Origin of the sequence: Dyella sp. C9 (genome assembly GCF_003332825.1) — a bacterium.
GTDB lineage: Bacteria > Pseudomonadota > Gammaproteobacteria > Xanthomonadales > Rhodanobacteraceae > Dyella.
The window spans coordinates 51,154-76,133 of sequence record NZ_QIRF01000003.1; the positions used below are offsets into that span (position 1 = coordinate 51,154).

Sequence of the window (24,980 nt, forward strand, 5' to 3'; positions counted from 1 at the left end):
TCGCGACAGACTGGCGGAGCGGTGAGGGCGAGACGTCGCTTCCTCGCACGGGGTAGGCGCCGGCAAGAAACGAAAACGCCGCGGCAGGCCGCGGCGTTTCGTTTTACGGTGTTGCGATGCTGGTTACCAGATCTTCACCTGCTGCTCGCCATCGCGAACCATCTTGTCGCCGGACTTGCACTGGAACGCCTTGGCGAAGGCGGCCATGTTCGACGGCGCGCCGATGGCGCGGAACTGCGCCGGTGCGTGCGGGTCGGTGTTGAGCAGGGTGAGCTGTGCCTCGGGGCGGATGTTGCCGCGCCACACGCGCGCCCAGTTGAGGAAGAAGCGCTGGTCCTGGGTGTAGCCGTCGATCTTGCTGGCGGCTTCCTTCGGGTTCTTCGCAAGCGCCATCTGCAGCGCATCGTAAGCGGCGTTAAGGCCGCCCAGGTCGCCAATGTTCTCGCCCATGGTGAGCTTGCCGTTGACGAACTTGCCGGGCAGCGCCTCGTAGTGGTTGAACTGGTCGGCCAGCTTGTCGGTACGTGCCTCGAAGGCCTTGCGGTCCTCGTCGGTCCACCAGTTGGCGTTGTTGCCCTGGGCGTCGAACTTGCTGCCCTGGTCGTCGTAGCCGTGGCCCATCTCGTGGCCGATCACCGCGCCGATGCCGCCGTAGTTGAGCGCATCGTCGGCCTTGGCGTCGAAGAACGGCGGCTGCAGGATGGCGGCGGGGAACACGATCTCGTTCTTCTGCGGGCTGTAGTAGGCGTTCACCGTCTGCGGGGTCATGCCCCATTCGGTGCGGTCCACCGGCTTGCCGATCTTGCCGACCATGTAGTCGTAGTTGAACTTGTCGGCGGCCTGCACGTTGGCGAAGTAGTTGCCGGGCTGGATGCTCAGGCCGTCCCATTCACGCCACTTGTCCGGATAGCCGATCTTGGGCGTGAAGCTGGCCCACTTCTCCAGTGCCTTCTGCTTGGTCGCCTCGCTCATCCACGGAAGGTTCTCGATGCGCACCTTGTAGGCTGCGCGCAGGTTGTTCACCAGCTCCTGCGCACGCGCCTTGGACTCGGGCGAGAAGGTCTGCGCCACGTACAGCTGGCCCAGCGCCATGCCCATGCCGTCCTCGACGGCATCGAGTGTGCGCTTCCAACGCGACTTCATTTCCTTCTGGCCGTTGAGCGTCTGCGCGTTGAAGGCAAAGTCTTCCTGCTGGAACGGCGTGGACAGGTAGGCCGACGCGGCGCTGATCGCATGGAAGCGCAGGTAGGCCTGCCAGTCGGATACCGGTACGTCGCCCAGCATCTTGTCGAATTCGGCGAAGAACTTCGGCTGCGACAGCGAGAAGCCGTCCTTGACGTCGGCTCCCTGGGCCTTAAAGAAGGCGGACCACTCGAGGTGCGGGGTGACCTTGTCGGCATCGGCGATGCTGACGTAGTGGTAGCGGTTTTCCGGCTGGCGCAGTTCGGTCGGCACCAGCGAGGCCGCGGCCAGGCGGGTTTCCACGGCCATCACCGCCTTGGCCTGCGCCTGGGCGTCGGCCTGGCTTACGCCCACCAGCTGCAGCGTGCGTGCGATATGCGCCAGGTAGGCAGTGCGGATCTTCTCGAAATCGGGCTTGCTGTAGTAATCGGCGGTGGGCAGGCCCAGGCCGCCCTGGCCGGCATAGGCGATCTGGCGGCTGGAATCCTTGAAGTCGGGGCTGCCGTAGAAGCGGAACGCCACCGCATGGCCGTGCGCATAGCTGTCGGTGATGTAGGCAACGATGTCGCCGCTGTTCTTGAGCCCGTCGATACGGGAAAGCTCCGGCTTGATCGGATCGAAGCCCGCCTTCTCGATGGCGGCTTCGTCCATGCCGGACGCGTAGAAGTAACCGATCTTCTGCTCGATCGAGCCTGCCTTGGCCCGGGCGGCGCTTTTGGCGGCCTTCTCCACGATGCCGTGCTGCACGTTGAGGCTGTCCTCGCGCAGGGCGTCGAACGAGCCCCAGCGGGTACGGTCGGCCGGAATCGGGTTGGCGGCGACCCACTTCGCATTGACGAAGCCGTTGAAGTCGTTGCACGCGTCCTTGGTGGTGTCCAGTTCCTTCACGTCGAAGGCGCCCGACGGAGCGGCCAGCGCGCCGGTGCAGACAGCCAGGCCAATGGCCAGCGCGAGCGGTTTCACAATGCGATTCTTCATGGATTCTCCCGTGGGCGACCGCGTCGTACGCATCCGGATGGTGCAGCAAGTCCAACGCGGCCCAGCGGGCAGGCTAGGTAAGGCCCATGGCCTGGGCACAGTGTCGAAGGTCATTGTGCAGTGCGATCCGCGGTCGTCCGCCTTATCATGGCCACATGCCTACTTTTCCCATCCCTGCTTATCGCGCGGCCGTGATCGCCGACGTGCCCGCGATCGTTGTGCTGGTCGAATCTGCCTATCGCGGTGAATCCGGCCTGCGCGGCTGGACCACCGAAACCCATCTGCTCGATGGCCAGCGTACCGATGCGCAAAGCGTGGCCGAGCTGATCGACCGCGACGGCAGCATCGTGCTGCTGGCCGAGCACGATGGCACGCTGCTGGCGTGCTGCCATATCGAACGCCAGGGACCGGCCGGCTACTTCGGCATGTTCGCGGTAAGCCCCGAACTGCAATGCGGCGGCCTGGGTCGCAGCGTGCTGGCCGAGGCCGAACGTCTGGCGCAGGTGCAGTGGCAGGCCAGCGCCATGCGCATGTCGGTGATCGAACAGCGTGCCGAACTGATCGCGTGGTACGAGCGCCGTGGTTACCAGCTGACCGGCGAGACGCGTCCGTTCCCCTATGGCCAGCCGCGCTTTGGCGTGCCGTTGCGCGACGACCTGCGCTTTGTCTGGATGAGCAAACCGCTGGCCGGGGTGGCGGCATGAATCTCGCCGACTGGATTTTCGTGGGCACGCGCAGCGAATTGCTGCCCGGCGAGTTCAAGGTGGTGTGGGACGGCGATACGGCGATCGCGGTGTACAACATCGACGGTGACCTGTACGCCATCGAGGACGTATGCAGCCATGATGGCGGTGAGCTGGCCGGCGGCGATGTGCACGGCTTCGAGGTGGAATGCCCGCGGCACGGGGCACGTTTCGACGTGCGCACCGGCGCCGTCACTTGTCCACCCGCCTATGAGCCGATTGCCAGTTTTCCGGTGCACGAGGTGGATGGGCAGATCTGGACGCGCGACGACCGTTGATCCATGGCGTTGCGCAAAAGCGCCGGCGTGATCAGAACCGGTAGACGAACGCCAGCGTGGTGGTCAGCTGGTTTGCCGAGCCGAAGTGCTGCACCAGCGGGCTGTCGGATGCATCGCCAAGCAGTCGGGTGTAGTTGACCGCGAAAGCGAACCCCGTGTGCAGGCTGGTAGGCATGTAAGCGTCGTATTCGAAGCTGATCTGCTGGCTCCCGGCCTCGGGTATCCAGGGCTGCACTCCCAGTTGCTCGGCCTGGGGCGGCGTGACCTGGAAGAAGCGCCGCATCGCCGCCCCGTTCATCACCTGCCACTGCACTTCCAGGCTGTGGTTGAGGTAACCGATGACCGGCAGGTCGTAGTCCGCATACAGGTTGAGGTAGGCGCCTGCGCCCTGGGTGTCGTGGCTGAGGTTGCCGCCCACGCTGAGCTGCACGGTGGGGTGGTATTCGAGGTAGCCGCCAGCCTGCAGGCGCGGTGACAGCGAATCGACGATGCCGCCGAGCCTGGGCCCCAATTCGTCGCGATCCCGCCCCCATAGGTAGTTGCCGTACAGGCCGCCGTGCCACTGGTCGCCGTGGATCAGGTCGACGGTCAGGCCATCCAGGGTGGACAGCGTGATATGCCAGGGCAGCTCCGCCTCGATGTAGGGAATGGGCTGGTTGCGATGCTCGCTTGAGCCCATCCAGGCCGGCATGCGTTGCATGCCGGCACCGAGCATGATGTTTGGTCCCTCGATCGCATCGTCCGCACGGGCCAGGCCGGTCAAGCCCAGGCCAACGCTGAGTACGGCCACATGCAGCCTCTGGGCGAGGCGGGCTGCGGCAGAGCGGCGACGCACCACGCGGTTAGTGGCTGCTCTTGGCAGCAGCGCCTGCGTCGGCGGTGAACTGCACGATCACGCGCTGGCCAATGCGCAGCGAGGGCGGAGGAGGCTGGTCGAAAGCCAGCACGCATTCCACCGTACGGGTGTTGGCGCGAATCAGCGGATCTTCTTCCAGCGCGCTGGGGCCGAACACGGTGCCGATGCGCTGCACGTGGGCCAGCAGCACGGGAGCGCCGCTGCCGCTGTCGTCGACCACCTGGGCATGCATGCCTTCATGCACGGCGCCGACGAACGATTCGTTCAGCTCGGCCCGCACGATGCGTGCGCCTTCGGGCAGCAGCACGAAGGCGGGGCCTCCCTGCGAGGAAACGGTGGCGCCCGGCTGGATGTCGCGTTCGACGATCTGCGCATCCACCGGCGCCACCAGGCTGCGCTGGGCCAGTTCGTAGCGTGCGGCTTCGAGCTTCTGTGCAGCCATGGCGGCACTGGCGTGCGCATTGTCCAGTTCGCCCTGCAGTTGCTGGGCGGAGTCGCGTGCGTCATCCGCACTCTGGCCGTCGCCGGCGCCGGCCGCCGCGGCGGCGGCCAGGCGTTCGGCGCGCTGCTGGGCGGCCTTGAGGCGGACTTCGAGCAGCGTGCCCTGGGCTTCGGCCTGCTTCTGCTCGGCCTCGGCAGCGCTCACGGCCAGTTGCGCAGGCTTGGTGTCCAGCACCGCCAGTACCTGGCCCTTGTGCACGTGGTCGCCCTCGTGCACCTTGATCTCGGCCACCACGCCATCGCGTGGCATGCTCAGCTTGAGCAGCCCGCCCTCGACGTCGACGCGCCCGCGCGCAACCGCTGCATAGGTGGGGGCCTGCGCCTGCGCACTGGCCTTGCTGGCGTCATCGTGCGAGCACGCGGCCAGCAACGGCACGGCGAGGGCAAGGGCGAGCAAGGGATGAAGGCGGCGCAGGGTCATGCAGAAGGTTCCTCGATGCCGGAGGCCGGCGTCGACGTGGGTGATGGCACACGGTCGCTAAGGATACGGCCATCTTCCATGGCCAGCACGCGATCGGCGTGGCCGACCAGGCGCGGGTCATGGCTCACGCACAGTACCGTGGTGCCATGCGTGCGCGCGATGCGATGCAGGATGTCGATGACGATCTGGCCGTTGGCGGCATCCAGCGCGCTGGTGGGCTCATCGGCAAACAGCAGGTCCGGCTGCTTGGCCAGCGCGCGGGCAATCGCCACGCGCTGCTTTTCGCCGCCGGAGAGTTCCGAAGGGCGCAGGCCCATGCGTGGGCCCAGGCCCACCTCTTCCAGCGAGGCCATGGCACGGCGACGCGCCTCGGCGGGCGCAAGGCCCAGGTAGCTGAGCGGCAACTCCACCTGTTCCAGCGCGTTGAGCGCGGGGAACAGGTTGAAGCCCTGGAACACGAAGCCGGTGTGCAGCAGGCGGAAGCGTTCGATCTGGCGTGGGCCGAGCAGGTTGAGATCCTGGCCCAGGGCGATGACCTGGCCGCCGTCGGTGGGTTGCAGGCCACTGAGGATGGCCAGCAAGGTGCTCTTGCCACAGCCGGACGGGCCGGAGATCAGGGTCAGTTCGCCGGCGCGGATGTCCAGCGTGATGTCGTGCAGCACGGTGCTGCGGATCTGGCCGGAGGTGAACGACTTGCTGACGTGTCGTGCCTGCAGCGAGACCGAAGGGGAGGTGAGGTGCGCGGCCTGGTTCATCGATTACCTCAGCAGCGTCGCCGGATCGGCGCGGCGCAGGCTGCGCATGGCGGCCAGGCCGGACACGATGGCCAGGCCCATGCCCAGGCTGAGGCAGGCGAGCGCGGTCCATGGGTCCAGCGCCACCGGCACGCTGCGGCTGCGCGCGAAGGCAAGCGCCAGGCCGCCCAGGATGCTGGCGCCGGCGAGGCCGAGTGCGCCGACCCAGAAGGCCTGCTCCATCACCACCTTGCGCAGTGCGCCGACGCCCACGCCCAGCGCGTTGAGCGTGGCGTACTCGCGCACCGAGCCGATCACGGCGGCGACCAGGGTCTGGCTGGTGATCACGGCGCCGACCAGGAAGACGATGCCTGCCAGGAACAGCACGCCGGCGCCAGCGCCGGTGTCGAACATCCAATAGAGCTGCGAGCGGCGCGCGAAGTCCTCCGCCGTCCACACGTCGTAGCTGCCGAACGCGGAGTTGCCGCGCAGGCGCGCGGCCACCTCGCTGGCCTGCGCGGGGTCGCGCAGCTTGGCCACGAAGTAGGTCATGCGATTGGTGTTGCTGGGGTCGGTGTCCAGTTCCGCCGCGGTGGCCAGCGACGCCACCACGTTGACGCCGCCCAGCGCACGCAGGCCGCTGCTGACGCCGACCACGCGTACGCGATGGCCGTTGATCACCGCGCTGTCGCCGATGCCCACGCCCAAGCTGTCGAGGTCGGCACGGTCGACCACCACCGCATCGGGCTCGTTGAGGCGGGCGCGCAGGGCAGGAGAGAGGGCGTGGGCGAACAGCATGCCGTCCGGGCGGGTATTGATGCCGGAGACGAACACCGATACGCCGCCGGTGTCGCTGGGGCCGCGCCAGTCGGCATCAACCCAGTGGAACGGTTCGACGGAGGCAACCGCCGGGTCCATGCGCAGCCGCATCTCCACGCCGGAGTCGATCGAGCGGCCCAGGTTCACGCTCTGCGTGCCCGGATAACCGGCCCAAAGATCGGCGGAGGAGCCGGTGATGTAAACGCTGGCACTGCCGAAGATGCCGAGCACCAGTGCGGCCTGCAGCAACTGCAGCAGACCGGCGAAGCCCACCGCGAGAATGGCCGGCAGGAAACGCCGCCATTCATAGACAAGTGTCTTGCGTGCCAGCGCCACCATCAGTCGGTGCTCCGCGGCGGCTGCGGCGGATTGGGCATGGGGGCGCCACCCAGGGCCTTGTACAGGGACACATAGGCCAGGTCGCGTGCGGCCACGGCGCTGACCAGTTCCAGTTCGGCGCGATGGCCTTCGATCAGTCCGTCCTGCACGTCCATGTTGCTGCCCAGGTTGAGATCCGCCCGCTTTCGCAGCGCCGTCAGGTTGGTCTGCAGGAGATCGGCGGCCTGGCGTGAGGCGTCTTCGCGGCCGCGCAGCTGTTCCAGGTCGCCCATGGCCGTTTCGGCCTCGGCTACACCTTGTAGTACCGCCTGGCGGTAAGCGTAGACGGCCGCCTTCAGCTCGTGGTCCTTGGCGTGCGCGGTGGCCACGCGCTGGCCCCAGTCGAACAGCGGCACGTCGATGATCGGACCGTAGGAGAAGATCGCCTCGCCCGTATGCACGTGGTAGTTGGAGGCAATGTTGGCCGACCACTGCAGCGAGGCGCCCAGGCCAATGTGCGGATAGATGTCGGCGCGGCTCATGCCCAGCTCGCCGGCGGCGCGCAGCACATCGGCTTCCGCGCTGGCGATCTCGGGGCGGGCGCGCAACATGTCGGCCGGTGCCGTGGTCAGCTGCCAGGCGCCGAGCTGCGGCTGCTCGCCGGGCTGCAGCCATTGAGGATCCGGCTCGGGCTGGCCCAGCAATACGGCGAGCTGCTGGGCGCTGGCGTTGATGGTCTGCTGCGGCTCGCTCAGGGCGGCCTGGGCACGGGACAGGTCGGCCTGCGCGCGGGCTACTTCCAGTGGCGGCGCCAGCTTCAGCTGCTCGCGCACCTGCAGCAGGCGCACCTTTTCCTGTTGCGCATCGCGGATGGCCGTAAGCAGGCGAGCCTGCTGCTGGGCGGAGCGCAACTCGATCCAGCGGCGGGACACCTCGGCCACCAGCGACACCTGCGCGCCGCGCAGCGCCGCGGCCGAGGCATCGAGCTGCCCCTGGGCGACGCGCTGGCTGCTCTTCCAGGCCCCGAACAACGGCAGTTCCCACAGCGCGTCGAAACCCACCACGAAATACGAGGCGGTGGTGTCGGGGTCGATCACGTCGTTGGTGCGGCCATGCAACGAAGGCAGGTATGGGTCGTGGGCATGGCGGTTCAACAGCCGGGCCGAGCGCATGCGCGCGGCTGCCTGGGCCACGTCCAGGTTGTTCTGCAGGGCGCGGTCGACCAGGGCGTCCAGCTCCGGATCGCCCAGGGCCTGCCACCAGCCCCGCAGGTCGGCGCTCGGCGGGGCGACGCCGGCCGGCGCGTTGCGCCAGGTGTCCGGCAGGGGCGGCTTCAATGCCGGTACCGGTGCAGCCGCGCAGCCGGCCAACACGACCAGGCTCCAGCCCAGCAGGCTACAGGCGAGCAGGTGGCGTGGCCGGATGGGTGCAGCTTCCATGTTCGACGGATCCGGGTGATTTCGACGCTGAAACACGAATTTCCTGATTGTTCAGCCGATTATGTGGGGAACGTATGGCCGGGGAATGCGCCAATGAAGCGGTTAAGAATAGCCGACTAAGCCTACGACAGGCTTATGAAAGTCTTACAGGATGGATAGTACCGCGCAGAATCTTTCGGAAAGAAAGGAGGCCGAAAGGGGGGGCTACCTATTGTGTCCTCACACTGCAATGTGGAGCTTCACCTAGTGACTGGCTGGACCATTCTCTGCGACTTCGACGGCACCATCTCGGTCGAAGACGTGATCGACTCGCTGCTCGACCGCTTCGGCCGTCCCGGCTGGGAAACGCTGGAGCAGGACTGGCGCGCTGGCCGCATCGGCTCGCGCGAATGCATGACGGGCCAGGTCGGCCTGCTCGACATGACCCAGGAGGCGCTGGACAAGCACTTGTCCTCGCTGTGGATCGACCACGCCTTCCCGGCGTTCGTGAAGCAGGCGCGCGACCTGAACACGCCGATCCGCGTGGTCAGCGATGGCCTGGATTATGCCATCCACAAGATCCTCGGCCGGTATGGCCTGGACGACCTGCCGCTGGCCGCCAACCACCTGGCCCCGGCCACGCCGCCGCGCCAGTGGCAGCTCACCTCGCCGTTCCAGGCCGAGGGCTGCCGCAGCGGTACCTGCAAGTGTGCGGTGGCCGCCCAGGCCAGCAAGGGGGGCGCCAAGACCCTGCTGATCGGCGACGGTGCATCGGACTTCTGCGCCGCCGACCGCGTCGACTTCGTGTTTGCCAAGCACCGCCTGATCGAGCACTGCCGCGCCGCCGGCATCCCGTACGTGCCGATCACCGGTTTCGAGGATGCGCTGGAACTGCTGCCGCGCCTGCTTGATGGCAGCCTGCTGGCCGAACACACCCCGGCCGCGCCCGCGCTGGCCGTTGCTTCCCTCTGAGCGGGCGCTGCCCGCTCTTCCCCATCTTCTGATCGTTTCCGGATTTACCAATGAACGCTTACGACAAGAACGCTGGCGTCGTGATCCCCGACGCGCAGCTGCTGGCTGACGAGGCCGAGTGGAGCTCGTTCGGCGACACCGTGCACTACGTCGATCCGCCGAAGATCTTCCGCCACGGCGAAGGCAGCTGGATGATCGACACCGCCGGCACGCGCTTCCTCGACCTGCAGATGTGGTACTCCGCGGTCAACTTCGGCTACGGCAACCAGCGCCTCAACGACACGCTGAAGCGCCAGATCGACATCCTGCCGCAGGTCGCCAGCCAGTACCTGCATCAGACCCGCATCGAGCTGGCCAAGACCATCGCGGTCGACGCGCAGCAGAAGTTCGGCCTGAAGGGCCGCGTGCACTTCAACGTCGGCGGCGCGCAGGCGGTGGAAGACTCGCTGAAGCTGGTGCGCAACTACACCGGCGGCAAGAGCCTGATGTTCGCCTTCGAGGGCGGCTACCACGGCCGTACGCTGGGCGCCTCGTCGATCACCTCCAGCTACCGCTACCGTCGTCGCTTCGGCCACTTCGGCGAGCGCGCGATGTTCGTGCCGTTCCCGTACCCGTTCCGTCGCCCGAAGGGGATGACGCCGGAGGAGTACTCGGACGCCTGCGTGCGCCAGTTCGCGCGCCTGTTCGAGACCGAATACAACGGCGTGTGGGACCCCAAGGTCAGCCAGGCCGAATATGCCGCCTTCTACGTCGAGCCGATCCAGGGCACCGGTGGCTACGTCGTCCCGCCGATGAATTTCTTCAAGGACCTGAAGAAGGTGCTGGACCAGTACGGCATCCTGATGGTGGTCGACGAAATCCAGATGGGCTTCTGGCGCACCGGCAAGCTGTGGTCGATCGAGCACTTCGGCGTGACGCCGGACGTGATCGTGTTCGGCAAGGCGCTGACCAATGGCCTGAACCCGCTGTCGGGCCTGTGGGCGCGCGAAGAGATGATCAACCCGACCATCTTCCCGCCGGGCTCCACCCACTCCACGTTCAACTCCAACCCGCTGGGCACCTCGCTGGGTCTGGAAGTGATCAAGATGGGCTACGAGCTGGACTACGAGACCAGCGTGCCGAAGAAGGGCGCGCACTTCCTCGAAGGCCTGCGCGACCTGCAGAAGCGTCACAAGGAAATCGGCGACGTGGACGGCCTTGGCCTCGCGCTGCGTGCCGAGATCTGCACCGACGACGGCTTCACGCCGAACAAGGCGCTGCTGGACAAGATGGTCGATATCGGCCTCGCTGGCGACCTCGAGCACAACGGCAAGAAGATCGGCCTCGTGCTGGACGTGGGCGGCTGGTACAAGAACGTGATCACGTTCGCGCCGTCGCTGGACATTACCTACGAAGAAATCGACCTGGCCATTGCGCTGCTCGACCAGCTGCTGACCAAGGCCAAGAAGGCCATGTAATGCGATGCCGCGGGGCCCATGGCCCCGCGGTTCTTTTTTTGTTGATGGTTTGTCTCAAGTAGTTCCCATGCAGGGGAAGTGTGACGACGGCGGCGCGCATGTGTCGCCGTTTTTTTATGGGCGATGATTTTGTCAGGCCTTCAGTGCCTGTGTCGTGGTGAACCCATCGCAGTGCGAGGGGCAAGGCGATCCCTGTAGGAGCGCACCCTGTGCGCGACCGCTCCTGGCTTCGGTCCATCGCGCACAGGGGGCGCCCATACAAAGGGCTGGAGCCGATTCAGCGAACGTTGGGCACGTCGCGGTCAGCCCACGATCCGCGAGGTACGCGCGGGAGGAAACACCACTTCAACGCGAAGGCCTCCTGCGCTGCCCGACAGGTAATGCACTTGCGCGTGGTGCCGCTCCGCGATGCGCTGCACGATGGCCAGGCCCAGGCCGGTGCCTTCCTCGGTGATGCCGGGCACGCGGAAGAAGCGTTCGCCCAGTCGTTCGAGGAAGGCCGGCGGCACGCCGGGGCCGTTGTCCTCCACGCTGAGGCAGGCGCCGGCGGGCACGGTGGAAAGGCCCACGGTGAGGATGCTGTCGCGGCCGGCGTAGCGCAGGCTGTTGTCGATCAGGTTGTCGAGCATCTCCTGCAGCGAGATGCGGTCGCCGTCGATCCACACCGGGCCGGCCGGGCCTTCGTAGCCCAGGTCGACCCCGGCGGTGATCGCATCATGCACGCGCACGCCGAGCAGTTCTGGCACGACCTGCGCGAGGTCGAGCAGCACCAGCGGGCTGGCCTCGTTGAGCTCAGGCGACTGCGCGCGGGTGAGGGCCAGCAGCTGGCTGGAAGCACGGCTGGCGCGCTGGGTCAGTCGCAGGATGTGTTGCAGGGCGTCGTTGACGGTTTCCTTGCTTGGATCGGCCTGTGCGCGCTCCACGTGCACGCGCAATCCGGCCAGCGGCGTCTTGAGCTGGTGCGCGGCATCGGCGATGAAGCGCTCCTGCAGCGAGAGCATGCTGCGCTGGCGTGCGAACAAGGCGTCGATGGTGCGCGTGAGCGGAAGGATCTCGACCGGCACGTCGGCGTCGCCGATCGGCGCCAGGTCATGCTCGCGTGCCGCCAGGCGCGTGGTCAGCGGGTCGAGCTGGCGCAGGCCCACGCGTACGCCATACAGCACCAGCATGAACACGCTGGCGATCAGGATGGCCTGCGCCGGGATGGTCAGCAACAGGATCTCCCGCGCGCGCTGGTGGCGATCGTGGAAGGTCTCGGCCATGGTGACCGTGAGCTGGTCGCTGGGATCGCGCAGGTTCGGGATGCGCACGGTGGCGGCGCGCAGGTCGCGATGCTTCTGCGTGTGGGTGAAGATGGAGGTCGAATACAGCTCCGGCTCGCCGTCCTGCGACGCGCCCGACAAGGGCGCCGGCTGCAGCTCGGCGGTGCCCGCGAGCAGGCCATGGCGCTGGCTGCTGACGTTGAAGTAGTTGTGGCCTTCGGGGGCGTATTCGAGCAGGAAACGCGCCTGCGGCGAAATCTGCCCGCCGAGGTCTTCCTGGCTGAGCATCTGGGCCAGTGTGGTGGCGTCGTCGGCGAGATCGCGATCGTGCACGTGGTTGGAGTAGATCAGCGCGCCGCCATAGGTGACCAGGCTCTCGATCACCAGCAACACCATCAGCGGCACCAGCAGCGAGGACAGCAGGTGCCGCCGCAGGCTGGGGCGCCCATCCGGCTCGGTGATGCGGTAAAGCCAGGCCATCGGGGAGGGCGGATGCGCCGGTTCACTCATGCCTTCGATTCCTTGCCTTCCTTCACTTCCTCGAGCAGGTAGCCAAGGCCGCGAATGGTGCGTACCTGGGTGCCGGAGTCGGTCAGCTTGCGCCGCAGCCGATAGATGGCGATGTCCAGGCCGTTATCGGTGAGCTCCTCATCCCAGCTGCACAGGGCTTCGACCAGTTGGGCGCGGCTGGTGACACGGTCGGGGCGTGCAGCCAGCGCTTCCAGCAGGCCGAACTCGCGGGCCGTGAGCTCCAGTGGTTCTTCACCGATCCAGGCACGGTGGCCCGGCAGGTCCAGGCGCAGCCGGCCCATGGTGAGCTCGGGGGCGCCCTGTGAGGTATAGCGGCGCAGCAGGGCGCGCACGCGTGCCTCGAATTCGGCCAGCGCAAACGGCTTCACCAGGTAGTCGTCGGCGCCCAGGTCGAGCACGCGCACGCGCTCGCGCAGGCCTTCGCGCGCGGTGATCACCAGCACCGGCAGTCCGGTACCGCGCTTGCGCAGCCGTTGCAGTACGTCGGCGCCGTCCAGGTTGGGCAGGCCAAGGTCGAGGATCAACAGGTCGTAGGGGGTGTCGCGCAGGGCGGCGTCTGCCTTGCTGCCATCGGTCACGCAGTCCACCGCGTGGCCTCCCTGGCGAAGCGCCGCGCTTACACCGGCGGCAATGGAGGGGTCATCTTCGGCAATCAAGATGCGCATGCAGGTATCCGTTGGGGCCGCGTGGCCATGGGGGTGAACGCGGCAGGGGCGGGTAGGGCTAAATTGCGAGTGATTCTCATTTGTGGCAAGATCCCGGCCTGGTGTCAGGGACGGCCGCCCGAGCGGCCAGCTTAGCCCCTGGCGAAGTGCTGTGACAGCAAGCGCGCGTCATCGTTGCATGGCCCGTCATGCGGGAGTGGCGCGGACGGGACACGCAAGAAGGCGGGCATGCAGGCAGCGGCGCAGTCGCGCGACAACAGGGGCGGGGGCGCACGGGCCGGTACCCGGCGGGCGTTCTGGCTCAAGCAACTCCATCAGTGGCACTGGATCAGCTCCGCGCTGTGCCTGGTGGGCATGCTGCTGTTTGCCATCACCGGCTTCACCCTCAACCACGCCGGCCAGATCGAGGCCAAGGCGCAGACCATCCATCGCAACGCGCAGCTGCCGACGGCGCTGCTCCACGTGGTGGCCGGCGAAGACGAGCGCAAGGGCATCGCCTTGCCCACCGCGGTGGCGGACTGGGTATCGGGCACGCTAGGCGTGGATGTCGCGGGCCGCGAGGGCGACTGGTCGAGCGATGAAATCTATCTGTCGATGCCGCGCCCGGGCGGTGACGCCTGGCTCAGCATCGACCGCGAGACGGGCAAGGTGGAATACGAGCGCAGTTCGCGCGGCGTGATCGCCTATCTCAACGACCTGCACAAGGGACGGCATGCCGGCCCCGCGTGGGGCTGGTTCATCGACGTGTTCGCGCTGGCCTGCGTGATCTTTTCGGTCACCGGTCTGCTGCTGCTGAAAATGCATGCCGCCCAGCGTGGTGCCACCTGGCCGCTGGTCGCATTCGGCCTGGTGCTGCCACTGGTGCTGGCGCTGATCTTCATCCACTGACATCACTGTTCATTGGCATCGCCTCCTTCCATCGAGAGAAATCCATGCGTCGTCTATCACTGACTCTTCCCGCCATGTTGCTGGCGGCTCCTGCGATGGCAGCCGACCTCAACGTCACCGTGCAGATTCCGCAGCTCAACGTGGCCGAATACCACCGTCCGTACACCGCGGTGTGGATCGAGCGCGAAGACCACAGCGTGGCCGCGCAGTTGGCCGTCTGGTATGCCCAGAAGGAATCGAAGGAAGGCGCCGGCACCAAGTGGCTGCCCGAGCTTCGCCAGTGGTGGCGGCGCGGTGGCCGCGAGCTGCAGCTGCCGATCGACGGCGTGTCGGGTGCCACGCGTCCGGCCGGCGACCAGAAGCTGAGCTTCCACGACGGCAAGGCGCCGCTGGGCGAACTGCCGGCGGGCAAGTACGAACTGGTGGTGGAGGCCGCGCGCGAAGTGGGTGGCCGCGAAGTGGTGCGCGTGCCGTTTACCTGGCCGGCCAGCGCCCCGCAGCAGCTGGCTGCCCAGGGCAACAGCGAACTGGGCGCGGTGAAGCTCGACCTCGCCCCCTGAACACGGAGAGTCCTCGAATGATCAAGCAAACGTTGAAGTGGAGCGCGCTGGCGCTGGCCCTGTCGCTGCCGGTGATGGCGCAGGCACACAAGCTGTGGCTGGTGCCCTCGGCCACCAATGTTTCCGGTGCCGACCCGTGGGTGACGGAGGACGCCGCGGTGTCCAACGACCTGTTCTATCCCGCCCACATGCCGGTGGCGCTGGACCGCGTGGTGATCACCGCGCCCGATGGCCAGGCGGTCAAGGCCGAGAACGCCTCCACCGGCCAGTACCGCAGCGTGTTCGACGTGCACCTCACCCAGCAGGGCACCTACAAGATCGCCGTGGTGAATGGCGGCCTGTTCGCCAACTACGAAGTGAATGGCGAGAAGAAGCGCTGGCGCGGTGACGCGGCCAACCTTGCCAAGGATGTTCCCGCAGGCGCGAAGAACCTCGAGGTGTCCGAGTCGATCAACCGCGTGGAAACCTTCGTCACCAACGGCAAGCCCAGCGACGTGGCGCTCAAGCCCACCGGCAAGGGGCTGGAGCTGGTGCCGGTGACCCAGTTCACCGATTTGGCGGCCGGCGAACCAGCCACCTTCCAGTTGCTGCTGGACGGCAAGCCGGCGGCGGACGTGAAGATCGCCGCGATCGCCGGCGAGACGCGCTACCGCAATGCGCAGGAAGAGCTGGACGTCACCACCGGCAAGGACGGCAAGTTCAGCCTCAACTGGCCGCATGCGGGCATGTACTGGATCAACGCCACCGCGCAGGACGACAAGACCAGCGTGAAGGCCGCCAAGCAGCGTCGCCTGTCGTACTCGGCCACGCTGGAAGTGCTGCCGCAGTAAGGACGCGTCATGCAGATGTCCCCGGGAAGGGATCTTGCCGTGCAATCCACCGGCGGCGACACCATGGGCACCACCTGGTCGGTGCGTGCGGTGCTGCCGGTGGAGTTGTCGCTGCAAGCCTGGCATGCGGGCATCCAGGCCGTGCTGGATCTGGTCGACGGACAGATGAGCACGTACAAGCCACACTCCGCGTTGTCGCGCTTCAACGCGGCACCGGCCGGCACCTGGCACGTGCTGCCGGCCGAATGCTTCGAGGTGGTGACGCATGCGCTGCAGCTTGCACGCGACAGCGGCGGCGCCTACGACCCGACCGTGGGGCCGCTGGTGAACCTGTGGGGCTTCGGACCCGACGGACTGCGCCGCGCGCCTCCGTCCATCGAGGAGATCACGCGGGCCCATGCCCGCATCGGTTGGTCGCGCCTGGTGCTGGACGCGCAGACGCGCAGCATCTATCAACCGGGTGGCGCTTATCTCGACCTGTCCTCGATCGCCAAGGGTTACAGCGTGGACCAGGTCGGACGTTATCTCGACAGCGTGGGCCTGGGCACCTGGCTGGTGGAAGTCGGCGGCGAGCTGAAGGGGCAGGGACTCAAGCCCGACGGTTCGCCCTGGCGCATCGGCATCGAGCGCCCCGGCGCCGTGCCGGGTTCGGTCGAGCGCATGGATCAGCTCAGCCAGGTGCTTGCACTCAGCGGACGCGCGATCGCCACCTCGGGCAATTACCGCCGCCAGTTCGAAGCGGATGGCGTGTCCTACTCGCATCACATCGATCCGCGCACCGGGCAACCGGTGCCGCACCGGGTCGCCTCGGTGAGCGTACTGGCGCCACAGGCGTTGCAGGCCGATCCGCTGGGTACCCTCATGACCATACTCGGACCCGAGCATGGCATGACGTACGCGCGTGATCGCGGCCTGGCCGTGATGTTCATCCTGCACGGCGAGCTCGGGCTGGAAGAGCGGTTGTCGCCAGCGTTCGCCGAGGCGCTGGCTTCGTGAGCGCTGACGGCCACACGCGCCCTGCCTGGGGAAATCCGGTGCTGGGCGTGGTGCTGGCGCTGACCGCGCTGGCTTTGCTGTGGCTGCACCGCGCGGAATGGGAATGGCATGACCCCGGTGCATCACGCTGGCTGGCCGCCGGCCTGGTGCTGCTGGCCTGGGTGGGTTTCACCGCCGCTATTGCGTTACGTCGTCGCGGCATGCGGGCATTGCGCGTCGATGTGTCGACAGCATGGCCCGAGGATGCGCTGCTGGTGGTGTTCGCCAGCCAGACCGGCACGGCCGAACAGTGGGCTTTGCAGACCATGCGCAGCCTGGAGCAGGCGGGTATGGCTGCCCGCTTGCAGGCGATGGGCGACCTCAATGACGTCGCGCTGATGCAGGCGCGTCGCGTGCTGTTCCTGGTGAGCACCACGGGCGAAGGCGACGCGCCGGACGGCGCCTCGGGCTTTGTCACGCGCTGGATGCAGGCAGGGTTGTCGCTCGGGCACCTGCGCTATGGCCTGCTCGCGCTCGGCGATCGCGATTATGCGAATTTCTGTGGCTTCGGTCGTGAGCTGCGGCACTGGCTGCAGCACAACGGTGCCACGCCGCTGTTCGATACGGTCGAAGTGGACAACGGCGATCCGGCGGCCTTGCGCCACTGGCAGCATCATCTGGCCCGGTTGTCGGGCGTCACGGAGATGCCCGACTGGGAGCGGCCGGACTATCAGCGCTGGCAACTGGTCGAGCGCCAGTGGCTCAACCCGGGCAGCGTCGGCGGCCCCTGTTTTCATCTGGCGCTGCGTCCGCTTGAGGGCATGGCCGAATGGCAGGCCGGTGACTTGGTCGAAATCGGGCCGCGTCATGCCGCCTCGGCGGTGGAAGAGTGGCTGGCTCGGACGTCATTGGTGGCGGGTGAGCTGGTCTCGCACCAGGGACGCACAGATACCCTTGGCGAATGGCTGGCCGCCAGTCACCTGCCGCCCTCGGACGAAGTGCCATCACTCACCGCCGCCGCGCTGGTGGGCAGCCTGCAGGCCTTGCCCCATCGCGAGTATTCGATCGCATCGTTGCCGTCGGACGGCACCTTGCAGTTGCTGGTGCGTCGCGTGCAGCGCGAGGATGGCAGCGCCGGCGTGGGTTCGGGCTGGCTTACCGAGCATGCGCCGCTGGGCGCCACGATCGCACTGCGCATTCGCGGCAATGCCTCGTTCCGCGTACCCGCCAGCGATGCCCCGCTGATCCTGATAGGCAATGGCACCGGCCTGGCCGGACTGCGCGCCCTGCTCAAGGCACGCATCGCTGCCGGCTATCGCCGCAACTGGCTGCTGTTCGGCGAGCGGCAGCAGGCCCACGATTTTCATCACCGCGCCGAGATCGAACAGTGGCTGCAGGAAGGCCAGCTCGAACGCCTGGACCTGGCCTGGTCGCGTGACGGCACTACCCGCGTCTATGTGCAGGATCGCCTGCGCGGCCATGCCGACCTGCTGCGCGACTGGGTGGGGCAGGGCGCCACGGTGTGCGTGTGCGGCAGTCTCGATGGCATGGCGCCGGGCGTGGACGCCGTGTTGCGCGAGGTGCTCGGCGACGAGGCCACCGAGCGCCTGCGCGAAGACGGCCGCTACCGTCGCGACGTTTACTGAACCTTCCTGCGGGCATGCTTGCGGCCGAACGGGCGTGACCTCTGGCCTATAGGAGGCCGGCGCGCCGATGCCGCAGGCTGCGTATTCCTTCGGGGGAGGGTGCCATGGGGAAGTCGATGGGTGGCTGGCGCAGCCTTGGGCTGGCCTGGGTGTGCTGTCTGGCGTGGTGTGGTGCAGCGCATGCCCAGCAGGCACCGGCGCCTGCTTCCAGCGTGGAGCCCGCACCGATCGTGGAGATCCCGTTGACCGGGGCCCGCGCGGCCGCGCCCCGCGTGGCCAGTAACGCCGATGCCTGGGGTGGCGTGCGCCAGGGCAACGAGCCCACGTTGTCCGATCGCGTGGTGGGCTATCGCATCGACGCCGAACTCGATGCGGCGCATCACAGCGTCAAGGGCAGCGAGCAGCTGACCTGGCGCAATCGCAGTGATCGTGCGGTCGATCGCATCTACCTGCATCTCTACCTCAACGCCTTCCAGAACGAAGGCAGCACTTTCTTTACCGAGCGAAGCGTGCTCGATGCGCATGGCCGTGGCTCCGACAGCGTGCCCGGCAAGGGCGAGTGGGGTTGGATCGACCTCAAGAGCGTGCAGCAGGGCAATGCCCTGCTGAAGTGGGAGTTCGTGCATCCCGATGATGGCCCTGGCACGGACGAGACCGTGGCGCGCGTCGATCTCGCCGAGCCGGTGCCGGCAGGGGGCACGCTGACGCTCGACATCGATTTTCTCAGCCAGCTGCCCCGCGTGATCTCGCGCACCGGCTGGTGGGGCCATTTCAACCTGGTGGCCCAGTGGTTTCCAAAGATTGGCGTGCTCGAACTGCCCGGTGAACGCGGCGCCGACCAGTTGCAGTGGAACGTCCATGAGTTCCACTACAACAGCGAGTTCTACGCCGATTTCGGCCAATACGACGTGCGCCTTACCGTGCCGTCGGACTACACGGTCGGTGCAGTCGGTGCTCTGCAGGGGCCGCCGGAACAGGGCAATGGCAAGAGCACCTATCACTTCGTGCAGGGCGACGTGCACGACTTTGCCTGGGTGGCCGCCAAGGACTTCAAGACGCTGGAGTCGAACTGGCAGGGGCCGGGCAGCCCCAGGGTGGCCGTGCGGGTGATCTATCCGGCGGAATACGTGGCGAGCGCGCAGCCGGTGCTGAAGGCCACGCTCGATTCGCTGGATTACTTCTCGCGCACGCTCGGCCCGTATCCGTACCGCACCGTCACGGCGGTGGTGCCGCCCTTCAACGCGGAGGATGCGGGCGGCATGGAGTACCCCACGTTCTTCACCGCCGAGGGGCACGCGAACATTGATCCGCAGACCATGGATCAATGGAACATCGACTTCGTGACCATCCACGAATTCGGGCACGGTTACTTCTACGGCATCCTCGCCTCCAACGAATTCGAGGAGCCGATGCTCGACGAGGGCATCAACGAATACTGGGACGAGCGCATGCTGCGTGATCGCAACCAGCGCGTGCTGGTGCCCGATTCATGGCTGCGCCGGGCCGGCATCACGCCATCGGCCGACGTGTTCGTCACGGAGCGGGCCACGGCAGGCCTCTCGCATCCGTTCGACCCGCTGGGACAGAACAGCTGGGATCGCTATTCCAACGGCAGCTACGGCACGGTCTACGCGCGCACGGCCACGGCCATGCACGACCTGGAGGCACGGTTCGGCCGTGACGTGATGGAGCGCGCGATGCGCGAGTACTACCAGCGCTGGCGATTTCGTCATCCCTCGGTGGCGGACCTGCGCGCGGTGCTGATCGACGTGTCAGGCGATGCGCGGACGGTCAACCGGGTGTTCGACCAGTACGTGTATGGCACGGCGCGCATCGACGATCGCGTGGCGTCCATCGTCAACCAGGAAGTGTTGCCGATGGCCGGGAGCTGGGTGGCGCATGGCGAGCGCAGCGAACGCTCCGCCGACGAAGTCGACGACCAGGTCGATGAGCGACGCGCGGCGTGGCGCAAGGATCATCCAGGGGCGGGTGTCAACGCCAGGGGGCCATACCCGTGGCGTGGCACGGTGACCGTGGTGCGTGAAGGCGCGGCGGTGCCGCAACGCCTGCGCGTCACCTTTGCCGACGGCAGTCGCGAAGACGTGCGCTGGGATGACGATCGTCGCTGGGCACGCTTCGTGTTCACACGCCCCACCCGGGTCGTGTCGGCGGAACTCGATCCGGACCAGCAGATCCTGCTGGACGAAAACAAACTCAACGACAGCCGCGCGGTGAAGGCCGACCCCTCCGCCTCGCGCCGCTGGACGGCCGACGCCGCCACGCTGCTGCAATCGTTCTACGCCCTGCTGGGGACCCTGTGATGGCCTACAAGAGTTCCCGGCGTGTCGATGCCCTGGCGCTGTTGCGCGCACTGCCCAGCGCCATGCAATGGCGATTGCTGCTGCTATGGGCCCTGATGCTGCTGCTGCCGGTCATCGTGGTGGCCGTACCGCTGCTGCAGTCGCTGGGCGAACTGCTCGACCACTCGGTGCATGCGCGTGGCTGGGCCAGGCAGTTCGACCTGTTGATGATGACCGACGTGGGGCAGGTGCTGGGACGCGAGCACGCATTGCTGCACGGCGCGGCCACGGCCAGCCTGCTGTGCGCGTTGCTTTCGCTGCCGCTGCTGCATGGCATGGTGGTCGCCAGCGGCCGCAGCGGTCGGACGCTTGGTTTTGGCGCGTTGTTGCAAGGTGGCCTGGTCGAATACGGCCGCATGTTTCGACTGCAGTTGTGGGCATTGCTGCCTTACGCGGCGGCGGGCTATCTGCTGCAGGTGGGGCTGGATCACGCGGCGGATCGTGCCGATCTTGCCGTATTGGAATCGCAGGCGATGGCGGCGCAGCACCTGGCATGGTGCTTCGGCGGCCTGGTGATGCTGGTGGCGCTGTTGTGGGTGGAGTCGGCGCGCGCGGCATTCATTGCCGATGGCGGGCTGCGTTCGGCGACGCTGGCGATGGGGCGCGGATTGATGCAGGTGCTGCGTCGCCCGTTTTCCTCGTTGCTGGTGTTCGTGCTGGTCAGCCTGCCGGGGCTTGCCATCGCGCTGGGACTGGGGCTGGTTCGCGCGCACACGCTGGCGGTCGGCCGGCACGGCCTGCTGCTGGCTTTCGTGCTGACCCAGCTGGTTGTGGCCAGCCTGGGCTGGATGCGCATCGCGCGCCTTTATGCACTGACGGAAATCGCTCGTTCACTCGGCGGTTCGCGGCGCGCTGGCCTGCTGTAGGCGCCCGCGCGAGGGCGGGGCGCTTCAGTGGGCCGGCAAACGGGCCAGCACCAGCTCGCCGCCACCTTCGATGCGCACCGGGTGACCGGGTATCGGATCGATCCACAGCATGTCGTTAGGTTCCAGGTCGCGGATGCGATGGTCGGCGATGACCTTGGCCTGGCCCGACAGCAGCAGCACGAACCAGCGCCAGCCGTTGGGGGCGAGCAGCACCATGGCGCCGTTGAGCGGTCGGGCGATCAGTTCGCCCTGGGTGTCGTCGCGCAGCTTGAGGTTGAAGGTGCGGGTGGGGCGGTCCGACAGGGCGGCTTCCGGATCATTCACGTGATCGAAATGCGCCACGTCGAAACGGTTCAGGTGCTGGGTGCGGCCGTCGGGGAAGGTGACGTCCACCGGGGCATCGAGGGGCACAAATTGCCGGCGTATGTCGCTATGTGCCGGAAATTCCAGCTGCTGCTCGCCGATGCCGATCATGGACATGCGCCAGAGCCAGCTGTCTTCGTCGGGACTGCAGGCAATGTCGGTGATGATCACGCTGCCGTCCGAACAGGGCTTGCCCTGCAGGCCATCCGCAGACAGGGGCTCCAGCCGGCTCATGCCCAGGCGCGCCGTTTCTCGGGGAGCGGCGGGTAATAGGCGAACACGTGGTTGTGCGCCCCGAAGAAATCCATGTCGTCGATGTGCTCGCCGCCCAGGCGCTCGGCCACGCGGTCGGAGGCTTCGTTGCCGATCTTCACCAGGCTGATCACGCGCTGGGCGTGCAAGGTGTGCCAGGCGAACTCGAGGATCGCGCCGCTGGCTTCGGTGGCGTAGCCGAGGTGGCGGTACTGGGGCTTGAGCATCCAGCCCAGCTCCAGGTCGGGCCAGCCTTCCGGGCGCATCAGGCCCGCGCGACCGATGAACTCGCCGGTGTCCTTCAGCTCCAGCGCCCACATGCCGTAGCCGCGCAGCTGCCAGTGGCCGATCAGCATCGCCAGCGAGCGCCAGGCGTTGGCGCGGTCCAGCGGCTGGCCGTCGCCGATCCAGCGCGTGCTGGCAGGGTCGGCAAGCATGGCGGCGTAGTCGTCGAAGTGACGTTCCGCCAATGCGGTCAGGCGCAGGCGGGCCGTTTCAATGACAGGTATCTCGATCATGGTCATCAGCAAGCAAGTCGGGTGCCAGCGAGCAGGTCCGCCAGTGCGCGGGTGCTCTCGGTGAGACTGTCGAGCCAGGACAGGCCGACGATCGGGCGACCGGTGGCGGCATCGACGAATGCCTCTTCCTCCCCCGGGGGAAGCAGGTGGCGGTAATCCACGGTGATTTCGGTGCCGGCGGGCAGGTCGCGCGTGGCGAACACAAAGCCCAGGTGCCATAGCCCGGTGGGGTCGAAGCTGTGGTTGACGTAGCACTCGTCGGGCCAGTCGGGCGAGACGGTGTAGCGGTCCTCGAACCAGCGCGCGCTGGCATACAGCTGCGCGGAAAGTTCCGGCGAGCTGACCAGCTCGTCGTACCGGTAGGTGCGCTCGATCGCGTCCGGCGCCGTGACGATCTGTCCGGCGGCGACGTCCTGTTCGAGAAACAGCCCCTGGCCCGCACCGGGGATCCCGGACCGGGCAATGCGGTAACGCGGAACGATCATGTCACCCCTAACCCCACAGCAAGGCGGCCGAGTGTAGGCCCATCCGGCCGGGGTTTCCATACCCGGCCGGATCGCGTTTCCTGAACGCAAGTGACTGACGGGTTTGATTATTCGCCTGAGCCCTTGACCGGCTTGGACTTGCTCTTGGCGGGGGCGGCCTTGGTGTCGGCCGGGCTGTCGCCGAGCAGGATGGCGTCGCGATTGCGTTCCAGCGTGGCGGGACCAATGCCTTTGACCTGGGTCAGGTCGTCCGCGCTCTTGAACGGGCCGTGCTCAGTGCGGAAGGCCACGATGGCCTCGGCCTTGGACATGCCCACGCCGTCGAGCGAGTGGGCGAGCGTGCTGGCGTCGGCCTTGTTGATGTTGACCGGAGTGGAGGCAAAGGCGTGGCCGGCGAGGGCCAGGCCGGTCAGCAAGGCGATGAGCTTCATGCGCATGGGTGTTACTCCCTGTAGGTGATTGCGGTCGCGAGTCGGCCGCGACCGGACTGTGCCAATGCGCTGCCGTCGCGGCAGTCGGCATAACCGGCAGATCGGGGTGGGGGTTGCCACTGGTGGCGTGTGCGCCTAAGGCCGTTGAGGCGGCCTTTTGGCCAGCGCTGATACAATTGCCGCTTTCCCAATGCTGCAGGAGTCGCCCATGGATACCGCTCGCCTCAACCGTTTCATCAGCGGCCTGTGGGACGACGAGATCGTGCCGCAGCTGGTTGAGTACATCCGCATTCCCAACAAGTCCCCCATGTTCGATCCCAAGTGGGTCGAGCACGGCTACATGGACGCCGCGGTGAAGCTGATGGAGACGTGGGCGCGCTCGAAGCTGTCCTCGCTGCCGGGCGCCACGCTGGAAGTGGTGCGCCTGGAAGGCCGTACCCCGCTGATCTACATCGAAGTGCCGGGCAGCGGCGACGACACCGTGGTGCTGTACGGCCACCTGGACAAGCAGCCGGAGATGACCGGTTGGGCCGAAGGCCTGGGTCCGTGGACCCCGGTGCTCAAGGGCGACAAGCTGTATGGCCGCGGCGGCGCCGACGACGGCTACGCCATCTTCGGCTCGCTGGCGGCACTGCTGGCGCTGCACGAGCAGGGCGTGCCGCATGCACGCTGCGTGGTGCTGATCGAGGCCTGCGAGGAGTCCGGCAGCTACGACCTGCCGTACTACGTGGACCACCTGGCCGATCGCATCGGCAACCCTTCGCTGGTGGTGTGCCTGGATTCCGGTTGCGGCAATTACGACCAGCTGTGGCTGACCACCTCGCTGCGCGGCATGACCGGCGGCGAGCTCACCGTGCAGGTGCTGGAAGAGGGCGTGCATTCCGGTGACGCCTCCGGCGTGGTGCCGTCGAGCTTCCGCATCCTGCGCGAGTTGCTGAGCCGCCTGGAAGACCCGCAGACCGGCACCATCGAGCCCAAGGAGCTTTACGTCGACATCCCGCCGCAGCGCATCGAGCAGGCGCGCAAGTCGGCCGAGGTGCTGGGCACTGCGGTGTACGACAAGTTCCCGTTCGTTGAAGGCATGCACCCGGTGACCGAAGACCTCACCGAGCTGGTGCTCAACCGGACCTGGCGTCCGCAGCTGGCGGTCACCGGTGCCGACGGCCTGCCACCGCTGGAAAGCGCCGGCAACGTGCTGCGCCCGAAGACCGCGCTGAAGCTGAGCCTGCGCGTGCCGCCCACGCTGTCGGGCGCCAAGGCCGGCCAGTTCGTCAAGCAGCTGCTGGAGAAGGATCCGCCGTACGGTGCCAAGGTCACCTTCAAGCTGGAGAAGGACGGCAGCGGCTGGAACGCACCGCAGTTGTCGCCGTGGCTGGAAGAGGCCGTGGCCAATGCCTCGCAGACCTATTTCGGCGCGCCCGCCGCGTACATGGGCGAGGGTGGCAGCATCCCGTTCATGGGCATGCTGGGCGAGAAGTTCCCGAAGGCGCAGTTCCTCATCACCGGCGTGCTCGGTCCGCACTCCAATGCGCACGGTCCGAACGAGTTCCTGCACATTCCCACCGGCAAGAAGGTGTCGATGGTGGTGGCCGACGTGGTGGCGCACCACTACGCACAGGGCGCCAAGGGCTGACATGCCCGGCCGTTGCCCCGGCGCTCGCCGGGGCTCGG

Annotated in this window: 24 protein-coding genes; 12 read left to right on the forward strand and 12 right to left on the reverse strand. The window is 67.1% G+C overall.

Features of this window, described 5'->3' with window-relative positions; genetic code table 11:
- Nucleotides 1-123: 123 nt before the first annotated feature.
- Nucleotides 124-2,160, reverse strand: a complete 2,037-nt coding sequence (locus tag DVU99_RS04920) for a M13 family metallopeptidase (protein WP_114239103.1) — start codon at nt 2,158-2,160, stop codon at nt 124-126.
- Nucleotides 2,161-2,315: 155 nt separating this feature from the next.
- Between DVU99_RS04920 and DVU99_RS04925 the strand changes: the two genes are divergently transcribed.
- Nucleotides 2,316-2,864 carry a GNAT family N-acetyltransferase gene (locus tag DVU99_RS04925; RefSeq protein ID WP_114239104.1) on the forward strand — a complete coding sequence of 183 codons (549 nt, stop codon included), beginning with the start codon at nt 2,316-2,318 and terminating at the stop codon, nt 2,862-2,864.
- Nucleotides 2,861-3,181 carry a non-heme iron oxygenase ferredoxin subunit gene (locus DVU99_RS04930; RefSeq protein ID WP_114239105.1) on the forward strand — a complete coding sequence of 107 codons (321 nt, stop codon included), beginning with the start codon at nt 2,861-2,863 and terminating at the stop codon, nt 3,179-3,181. Before DVU99_RS04925 ends, DVU99_RS04930 begins: the two co-directional genes overlap by 4 nt.
- Nucleotides 3,182-3,212: 31 nt before the next feature.
- Here DVU99_RS04930 and DVU99_RS04935 read toward each other — a convergent pair whose 3' ends face one another.
- From DVU99_RS04935 to DVU99_RS04955, 5 genes are read right to left on the reverse strand one after another with little or no spacing between them, the layout of a single operon-like run.
- Nucleotides 3,213-3,971, reverse strand: coding sequence for a MipA/OmpV family protein (locus DVU99_RS04935; RefSeq protein ID WP_232823457.1), 759 nt, complete (start codon nt 3,969-3,971; stop codon nt 3,213-3,215).
- Nucleotides 3,972-4,023: 52 nt separating this feature from the next.
- The gene (locus DVU99_RS04940) at nt 4,024-4,959 is read right to left on the reverse strand and encodes an efflux RND transporter periplasmic adaptor subunit (RefSeq protein ID WP_114239106.1); all 936 of its coding nucleotides are present in this window, start codon (nt 4,957-4,959) and stop codon (nt 4,024-4,026) included.
- Nucleotides 4,956-5,714, reverse strand: a complete 759-nt coding sequence (locus DVU99_RS04945) for an ABC transporter ATP-binding protein (RefSeq protein ID WP_114239107.1) — start codon at nt 5,712-5,714, stop codon at nt 4,956-4,958. The genes DVU99_RS04940 and DVU99_RS04945 overlap by 4 nt, the downstream gene beginning before the upstream one ends.
- 3 nt (nt 5,715-5,717) lie before the next feature.
- The gene (locus DVU99_RS04950) at nt 5,718-6,851 is read right to left on the reverse strand and encodes an ABC transporter permease (protein ID WP_114239108.1); all 1,134 of its coding nucleotides are present in this window, start codon (nt 6,849-6,851) and stop codon (nt 5,718-5,720) included.
- Complete coding sequence (locus DVU99_RS04955; RefSeq protein WP_232823458.1) at nt 6,851-8,269, reverse strand: TolC family protein; 1,419 nt, start codon at nt 8,267-8,269, stop codon at nt 6,851-6,853. Before DVU99_RS04955 ends, DVU99_RS04950 begins: the two co-directional genes overlap by 1 nt.
- Before the next feature lie 246 nt (nt 8,270-8,515).
- On the opposite strand from DVU99_RS04955, the gene DVU99_RS04960 reads away from it, so the two are divergent.
- Both DVU99_RS04960 and DVU99_RS04965 read left to right on the forward strand, forming a co-directional pair.
- Nucleotides 8,516-9,220 (forward strand): MtnX-like HAD-IB family phosphatase, encoded by a 705-nt coding sequence (locus DVU99_RS04960; protein WP_114239110.1) that lies wholly within the window; start codon nt 8,516-8,518, stop codon nt 9,218-9,220.
- Between the two features lie 50 nt (nt 9,221-9,270).
- Nucleotides 9,271-10,677: an aspartate aminotransferase family protein gene (locus DVU99_RS04965; RefSeq protein ID WP_114239111.1), complete on the forward strand. Its 1,407-nt coding sequence runs from the start codon at nt 9,271-9,273 to the stop codon at nt 10,675-10,677.
- 302 nt (nt 10,678-10,979) lie between these two features.
- On the opposite strand, the gene DVU99_RS04970 is transcribed toward DVU99_RS04965, so the two are convergent.
- Both DVU99_RS04970 and DVU99_RS04975 read right to left on the reverse strand, forming a co-directional pair.
- Nucleotides 10,980-12,419, reverse strand: a complete 1,440-nt coding sequence (locus DVU99_RS04970; protein ID WP_114239458.1) for a sensor histidine kinase — start codon at nt 12,417-12,419, stop codon at nt 10,980-10,982.
- A 26-nt stretch (nt 12,420-12,445) separates the two neighbouring features.
- The gene (locus DVU99_RS04975) at nt 12,446-13,135 is read right to left on the reverse strand and encodes a response regulator (protein WP_114239112.1); all 690 of its coding nucleotides are present in this window, start codon (nt 13,133-13,135) and stop codon (nt 12,446-12,448) included.
- A gap of 228 nt (nt 13,136-13,363) precedes the next feature.
- Between DVU99_RS04975 and DVU99_RS04980 the strand changes: the two genes are divergently transcribed.
- The 7 genes from DVU99_RS04980 to DVU99_RS05010 all read left to right on the forward strand — a co-directional run bounded on the left by DVU99_RS04980 (nt 13,364) and on the right by DVU99_RS05010 (nt 21,260).
- Nucleotides 13,364-14,023, forward strand: a complete 660-nt coding sequence (locus DVU99_RS04980) for a PepSY-associated TM helix domain-containing protein (RefSeq protein ID WP_114239113.1) — start codon at nt 13,364-13,366, stop codon at nt 14,021-14,023.
- A gap of 44 nt (nt 14,024-14,067) precedes the next feature.
- Complete coding sequence (locus DVU99_RS04985; protein WP_114239114.1) at nt 14,068-14,583, forward strand: DUF2271 domain-containing protein; 516 nt, start codon at nt 14,068-14,070, stop codon at nt 14,581-14,583.
- 17 nt (nt 14,584-14,600) lie between these two features.
- Nucleotides 14,601-15,413, forward strand: a complete 813-nt coding sequence (locus tag DVU99_RS04990; protein WP_114239115.1) for a DUF4198 domain-containing protein — start codon at nt 14,601-14,603, stop codon at nt 15,411-15,413.
- A gap of 15 nt (nt 15,414-15,428) precedes the next feature.
- Nucleotides 15,429-16,409: an FAD:protein FMN transferase gene (locus tag DVU99_RS04995; protein WP_114239459.1), complete on the forward strand. Its 981-nt coding sequence runs from the start codon at nt 15,429-15,431 to the stop codon at nt 16,407-16,409.
- Nucleotides 16,406-18,034 carry a sulfite reductase flavoprotein subunit alpha gene (locus tag DVU99_RS05000; protein WP_114239116.1) on the forward strand — a complete coding sequence of 543 codons (1,629 nt, stop codon included), beginning with the start codon at nt 16,406-16,408 and terminating at the stop codon, nt 18,032-18,034. Before DVU99_RS04995 ends, DVU99_RS05000 begins: the two co-directional genes overlap by 4 nt.
- A 104-nt stretch (nt 18,035-18,138) precedes the next feature.
- The gene (locus tag DVU99_RS05005; protein WP_232823460.1) at nt 18,139-20,355 is read left to right on the forward strand and encodes a M1 family metallopeptidase; all 2,217 of its coding nucleotides are present in this window, start codon (nt 18,139-18,141) and stop codon (nt 20,353-20,355) included.
- Nucleotides 20,355-21,260 (forward strand): hypothetical protein, encoded by a 906-nt coding sequence (locus tag DVU99_RS05010; protein WP_343126319.1) that lies wholly within the window; start codon nt 20,355-20,357, stop codon nt 21,258-21,260. Before DVU99_RS05005 ends, DVU99_RS05010 begins: the two co-directional genes overlap by 1 nt.
- A 24-nt stretch (nt 21,261-21,284) precedes the next feature.
- On the opposite strand, the gene DVU99_RS05015 is transcribed toward DVU99_RS05010, so the two are convergent.
- From DVU99_RS05015 to DVU99_RS05030, 4 genes are all read right to left on the reverse strand, one after another.
- On the reverse strand, nt 21,285-21,857 hold the full coding sequence (locus tag DVU99_RS05015; RefSeq protein WP_114239118.1) for a HutD family protein: 573 nt from the start codon (nt 21,855-21,857) through the stop codon (nt 21,285-21,287).
- Nucleotides 21,854-22,393, reverse strand: a complete 540-nt coding sequence (locus tag DVU99_RS05020; protein ID WP_114239460.1) for a GNAT family N-acetyltransferase — start codon at nt 22,391-22,393, stop codon at nt 21,854-21,856. Before DVU99_RS05020 ends, DVU99_RS05015 begins: the two co-directional genes overlap by 4 nt.
- Nucleotides 22,394-22,398: 5 nt before the next feature.
- Complete coding sequence (locus tag DVU99_RS05025; protein ID WP_114239119.1) at nt 22,399-22,878, reverse strand: SET domain-containing protein-lysine N-methyltransferase; 480 nt, start codon at nt 22,876-22,878, stop codon at nt 22,399-22,401.
- A gap of 107 nt (nt 22,879-22,985) precedes the next feature.
- Nucleotides 22,986-23,315: a helix-hairpin-helix domain-containing protein gene (locus tag DVU99_RS05030; protein WP_114239120.1), complete on the reverse strand. Its 330-nt coding sequence runs from the start codon at nt 23,313-23,315 to the stop codon at nt 22,986-22,988.
- A gap of 202 nt (nt 23,316-23,517) precedes the next feature.
- On the opposite strand from DVU99_RS05030, the gene DVU99_RS05035 reads away from it, so the two are divergent.
- Nucleotides 23,518-24,942: a M20 family metallopeptidase gene (locus DVU99_RS05035; protein WP_114239121.1), complete on the forward strand. Its 1,425-nt coding sequence runs from the start codon at nt 23,518-23,520 to the stop codon at nt 24,940-24,942.
- Nucleotides 24,943-24,980: the final 38 nt, after the last annotated feature.

What these genes read in the sequence shown, in the direction of transcription:
- DVU99_RS04990 (WP_114239115.1), top strand. Translation starts at nt 14,601, where the DNA reads ATGATCAAGCAAACGTTGAAGTGGAGCGCGCTGGCGCTGGCCCTGTCG.
- DVU99_RS04980 (WP_114239113.1), top strand. Translation starts at nt 13,364, where the DNA reads ATGCAGGCAGCGGCGCAGTCGCGCGACAACAGGGGCGGGGGCGCACGG.
- DVU99_RS04940 (WP_114239106.1), bottom strand. Translation starts at nt 4,959, where the DNA reads ATGACCCTGCGCCGCCTTCATCCCTTGCTCGCCCTTGCCCTCGCCGTG.
- DVU99_RS05010 (WP_343126319.1), top strand. Translation starts at nt 20,355, where the DNA reads ATGGCCTACAAGAGTTCCCGGCGTGTCGATGCCCTGGCGCTGTTGCGC.
- DVU99_RS05020 (WP_114239460.1), bottom strand. Translation starts at nt 22,393, where the DNA reads ATGATCGAGATACCTGTCATTGAAACGGCCCGCCTGCGCCTGACCGCA.
- DVU99_RS05025 (WP_114239119.1), bottom strand. Translation starts at nt 22,878, where the DNA reads ATGATCGTTCCGCGTTACCGCATTGCCCGGTCCGGGATCCCCGGTGCG.
- DVU99_RS04950 (WP_114239108.1), bottom strand. Translation starts at nt 6,851, where the DNA reads ATGGTGGCGCTGGCACGCAAGACACTTGTCTATGAATGGCGGCGTTTC.
- DVU99_RS05015 (WP_114239118.1), bottom strand. Translation starts at nt 21,857, where the DNA reads ATGAGCCGGCTGGAGCCCCTGTCTGCGGATGGCCTGCAGGGCAAGCCC.
- DVU99_RS04930 (WP_114239105.1), top strand. Translation starts at nt 2,861, where the DNA reads ATGAATCTCGCCGACTGGATTTTCGTGGGCACGCGCAGCGAATTGCTG.
- DVU99_RS04965 (WP_114239111.1), top strand. Translation starts at nt 9,271, where the DNA reads ATGAACGCTTACGACAAGAACGCTGGCGTCGTGATCCCCGACGCGCAG.
- DVU99_RS04985 (WP_114239114.1), top strand. Translation starts at nt 14,068, where the DNA reads ATGCGTCGTCTATCACTGACTCTTCCCGCCATGTTGCTGGCGGCTCCT.
- DVU99_RS04925 (WP_114239104.1), top strand. Translation starts at nt 2,316, where the DNA reads ATGCCTACTTTTCCCATCCCTGCTTATCGCGCGGCCGTGATCGCCGAC.
- DVU99_RS04975 (WP_114239112.1), bottom strand. Translation starts at nt 13,135, where the DNA reads ATGCGCATCTTGATTGCCGAAGATGACCCCTCCATTGCCGCCGGTGTA.
- DVU99_RS04955 (WP_232823458.1), bottom strand. Translation starts at nt 8,269, where the DNA reads ATGGAAGCTGCACCCATCCGGCCACGCCACCTGCTCGCCTGTAGCCTG.
- DVU99_RS04995 (WP_114239459.1), top strand. Translation starts at nt 15,429, where the DNA reads ATGTCCCCGGGAAGGGATCTTGCCGTGCAATCCACCGGCGGCGACACC.
- DVU99_RS05005 (WP_232823460.1), top strand. Translation starts at nt 18,139, where the DNA reads ATGGGGAAGTCGATGGGTGGCTGGCGCAGCCTTGGGCTGGCCTGGGTG.
- DVU99_RS04970 (WP_114239458.1), bottom strand. Translation starts at nt 12,419, where the DNA reads ATGGCCTGGCTTTACCGCATCACCGAGCCGGATGGGCGCCCCAGCCTG.
- DVU99_RS04945 (WP_114239107.1), bottom strand. Translation starts at nt 5,714, where the DNA reads ATGAACCAGGCCGCGCACCTCACCTCCCCTTCGGTCTCGCTGCAGGCA.
- DVU99_RS05030 (WP_114239120.1), bottom strand. Translation starts at nt 23,315, where the DNA reads ATGCGCATGAAGCTCATCGCCTTGCTGACCGGCCTGGCCCTCGCCGGC.
- DVU99_RS05035 (WP_114239121.1), top strand. Translation starts at nt 23,518, where the DNA reads ATGGATACCGCTCGCCTCAACCGTTTCATCAGCGGCCTGTGGGACGAC.
- DVU99_RS04920 (WP_114239103.1), bottom strand. Translation starts at nt 2,160, where the DNA reads ATGAAGAATCGCATTGTGAAACCGCTCGCGCTGGCCATTGGCCTGGCT.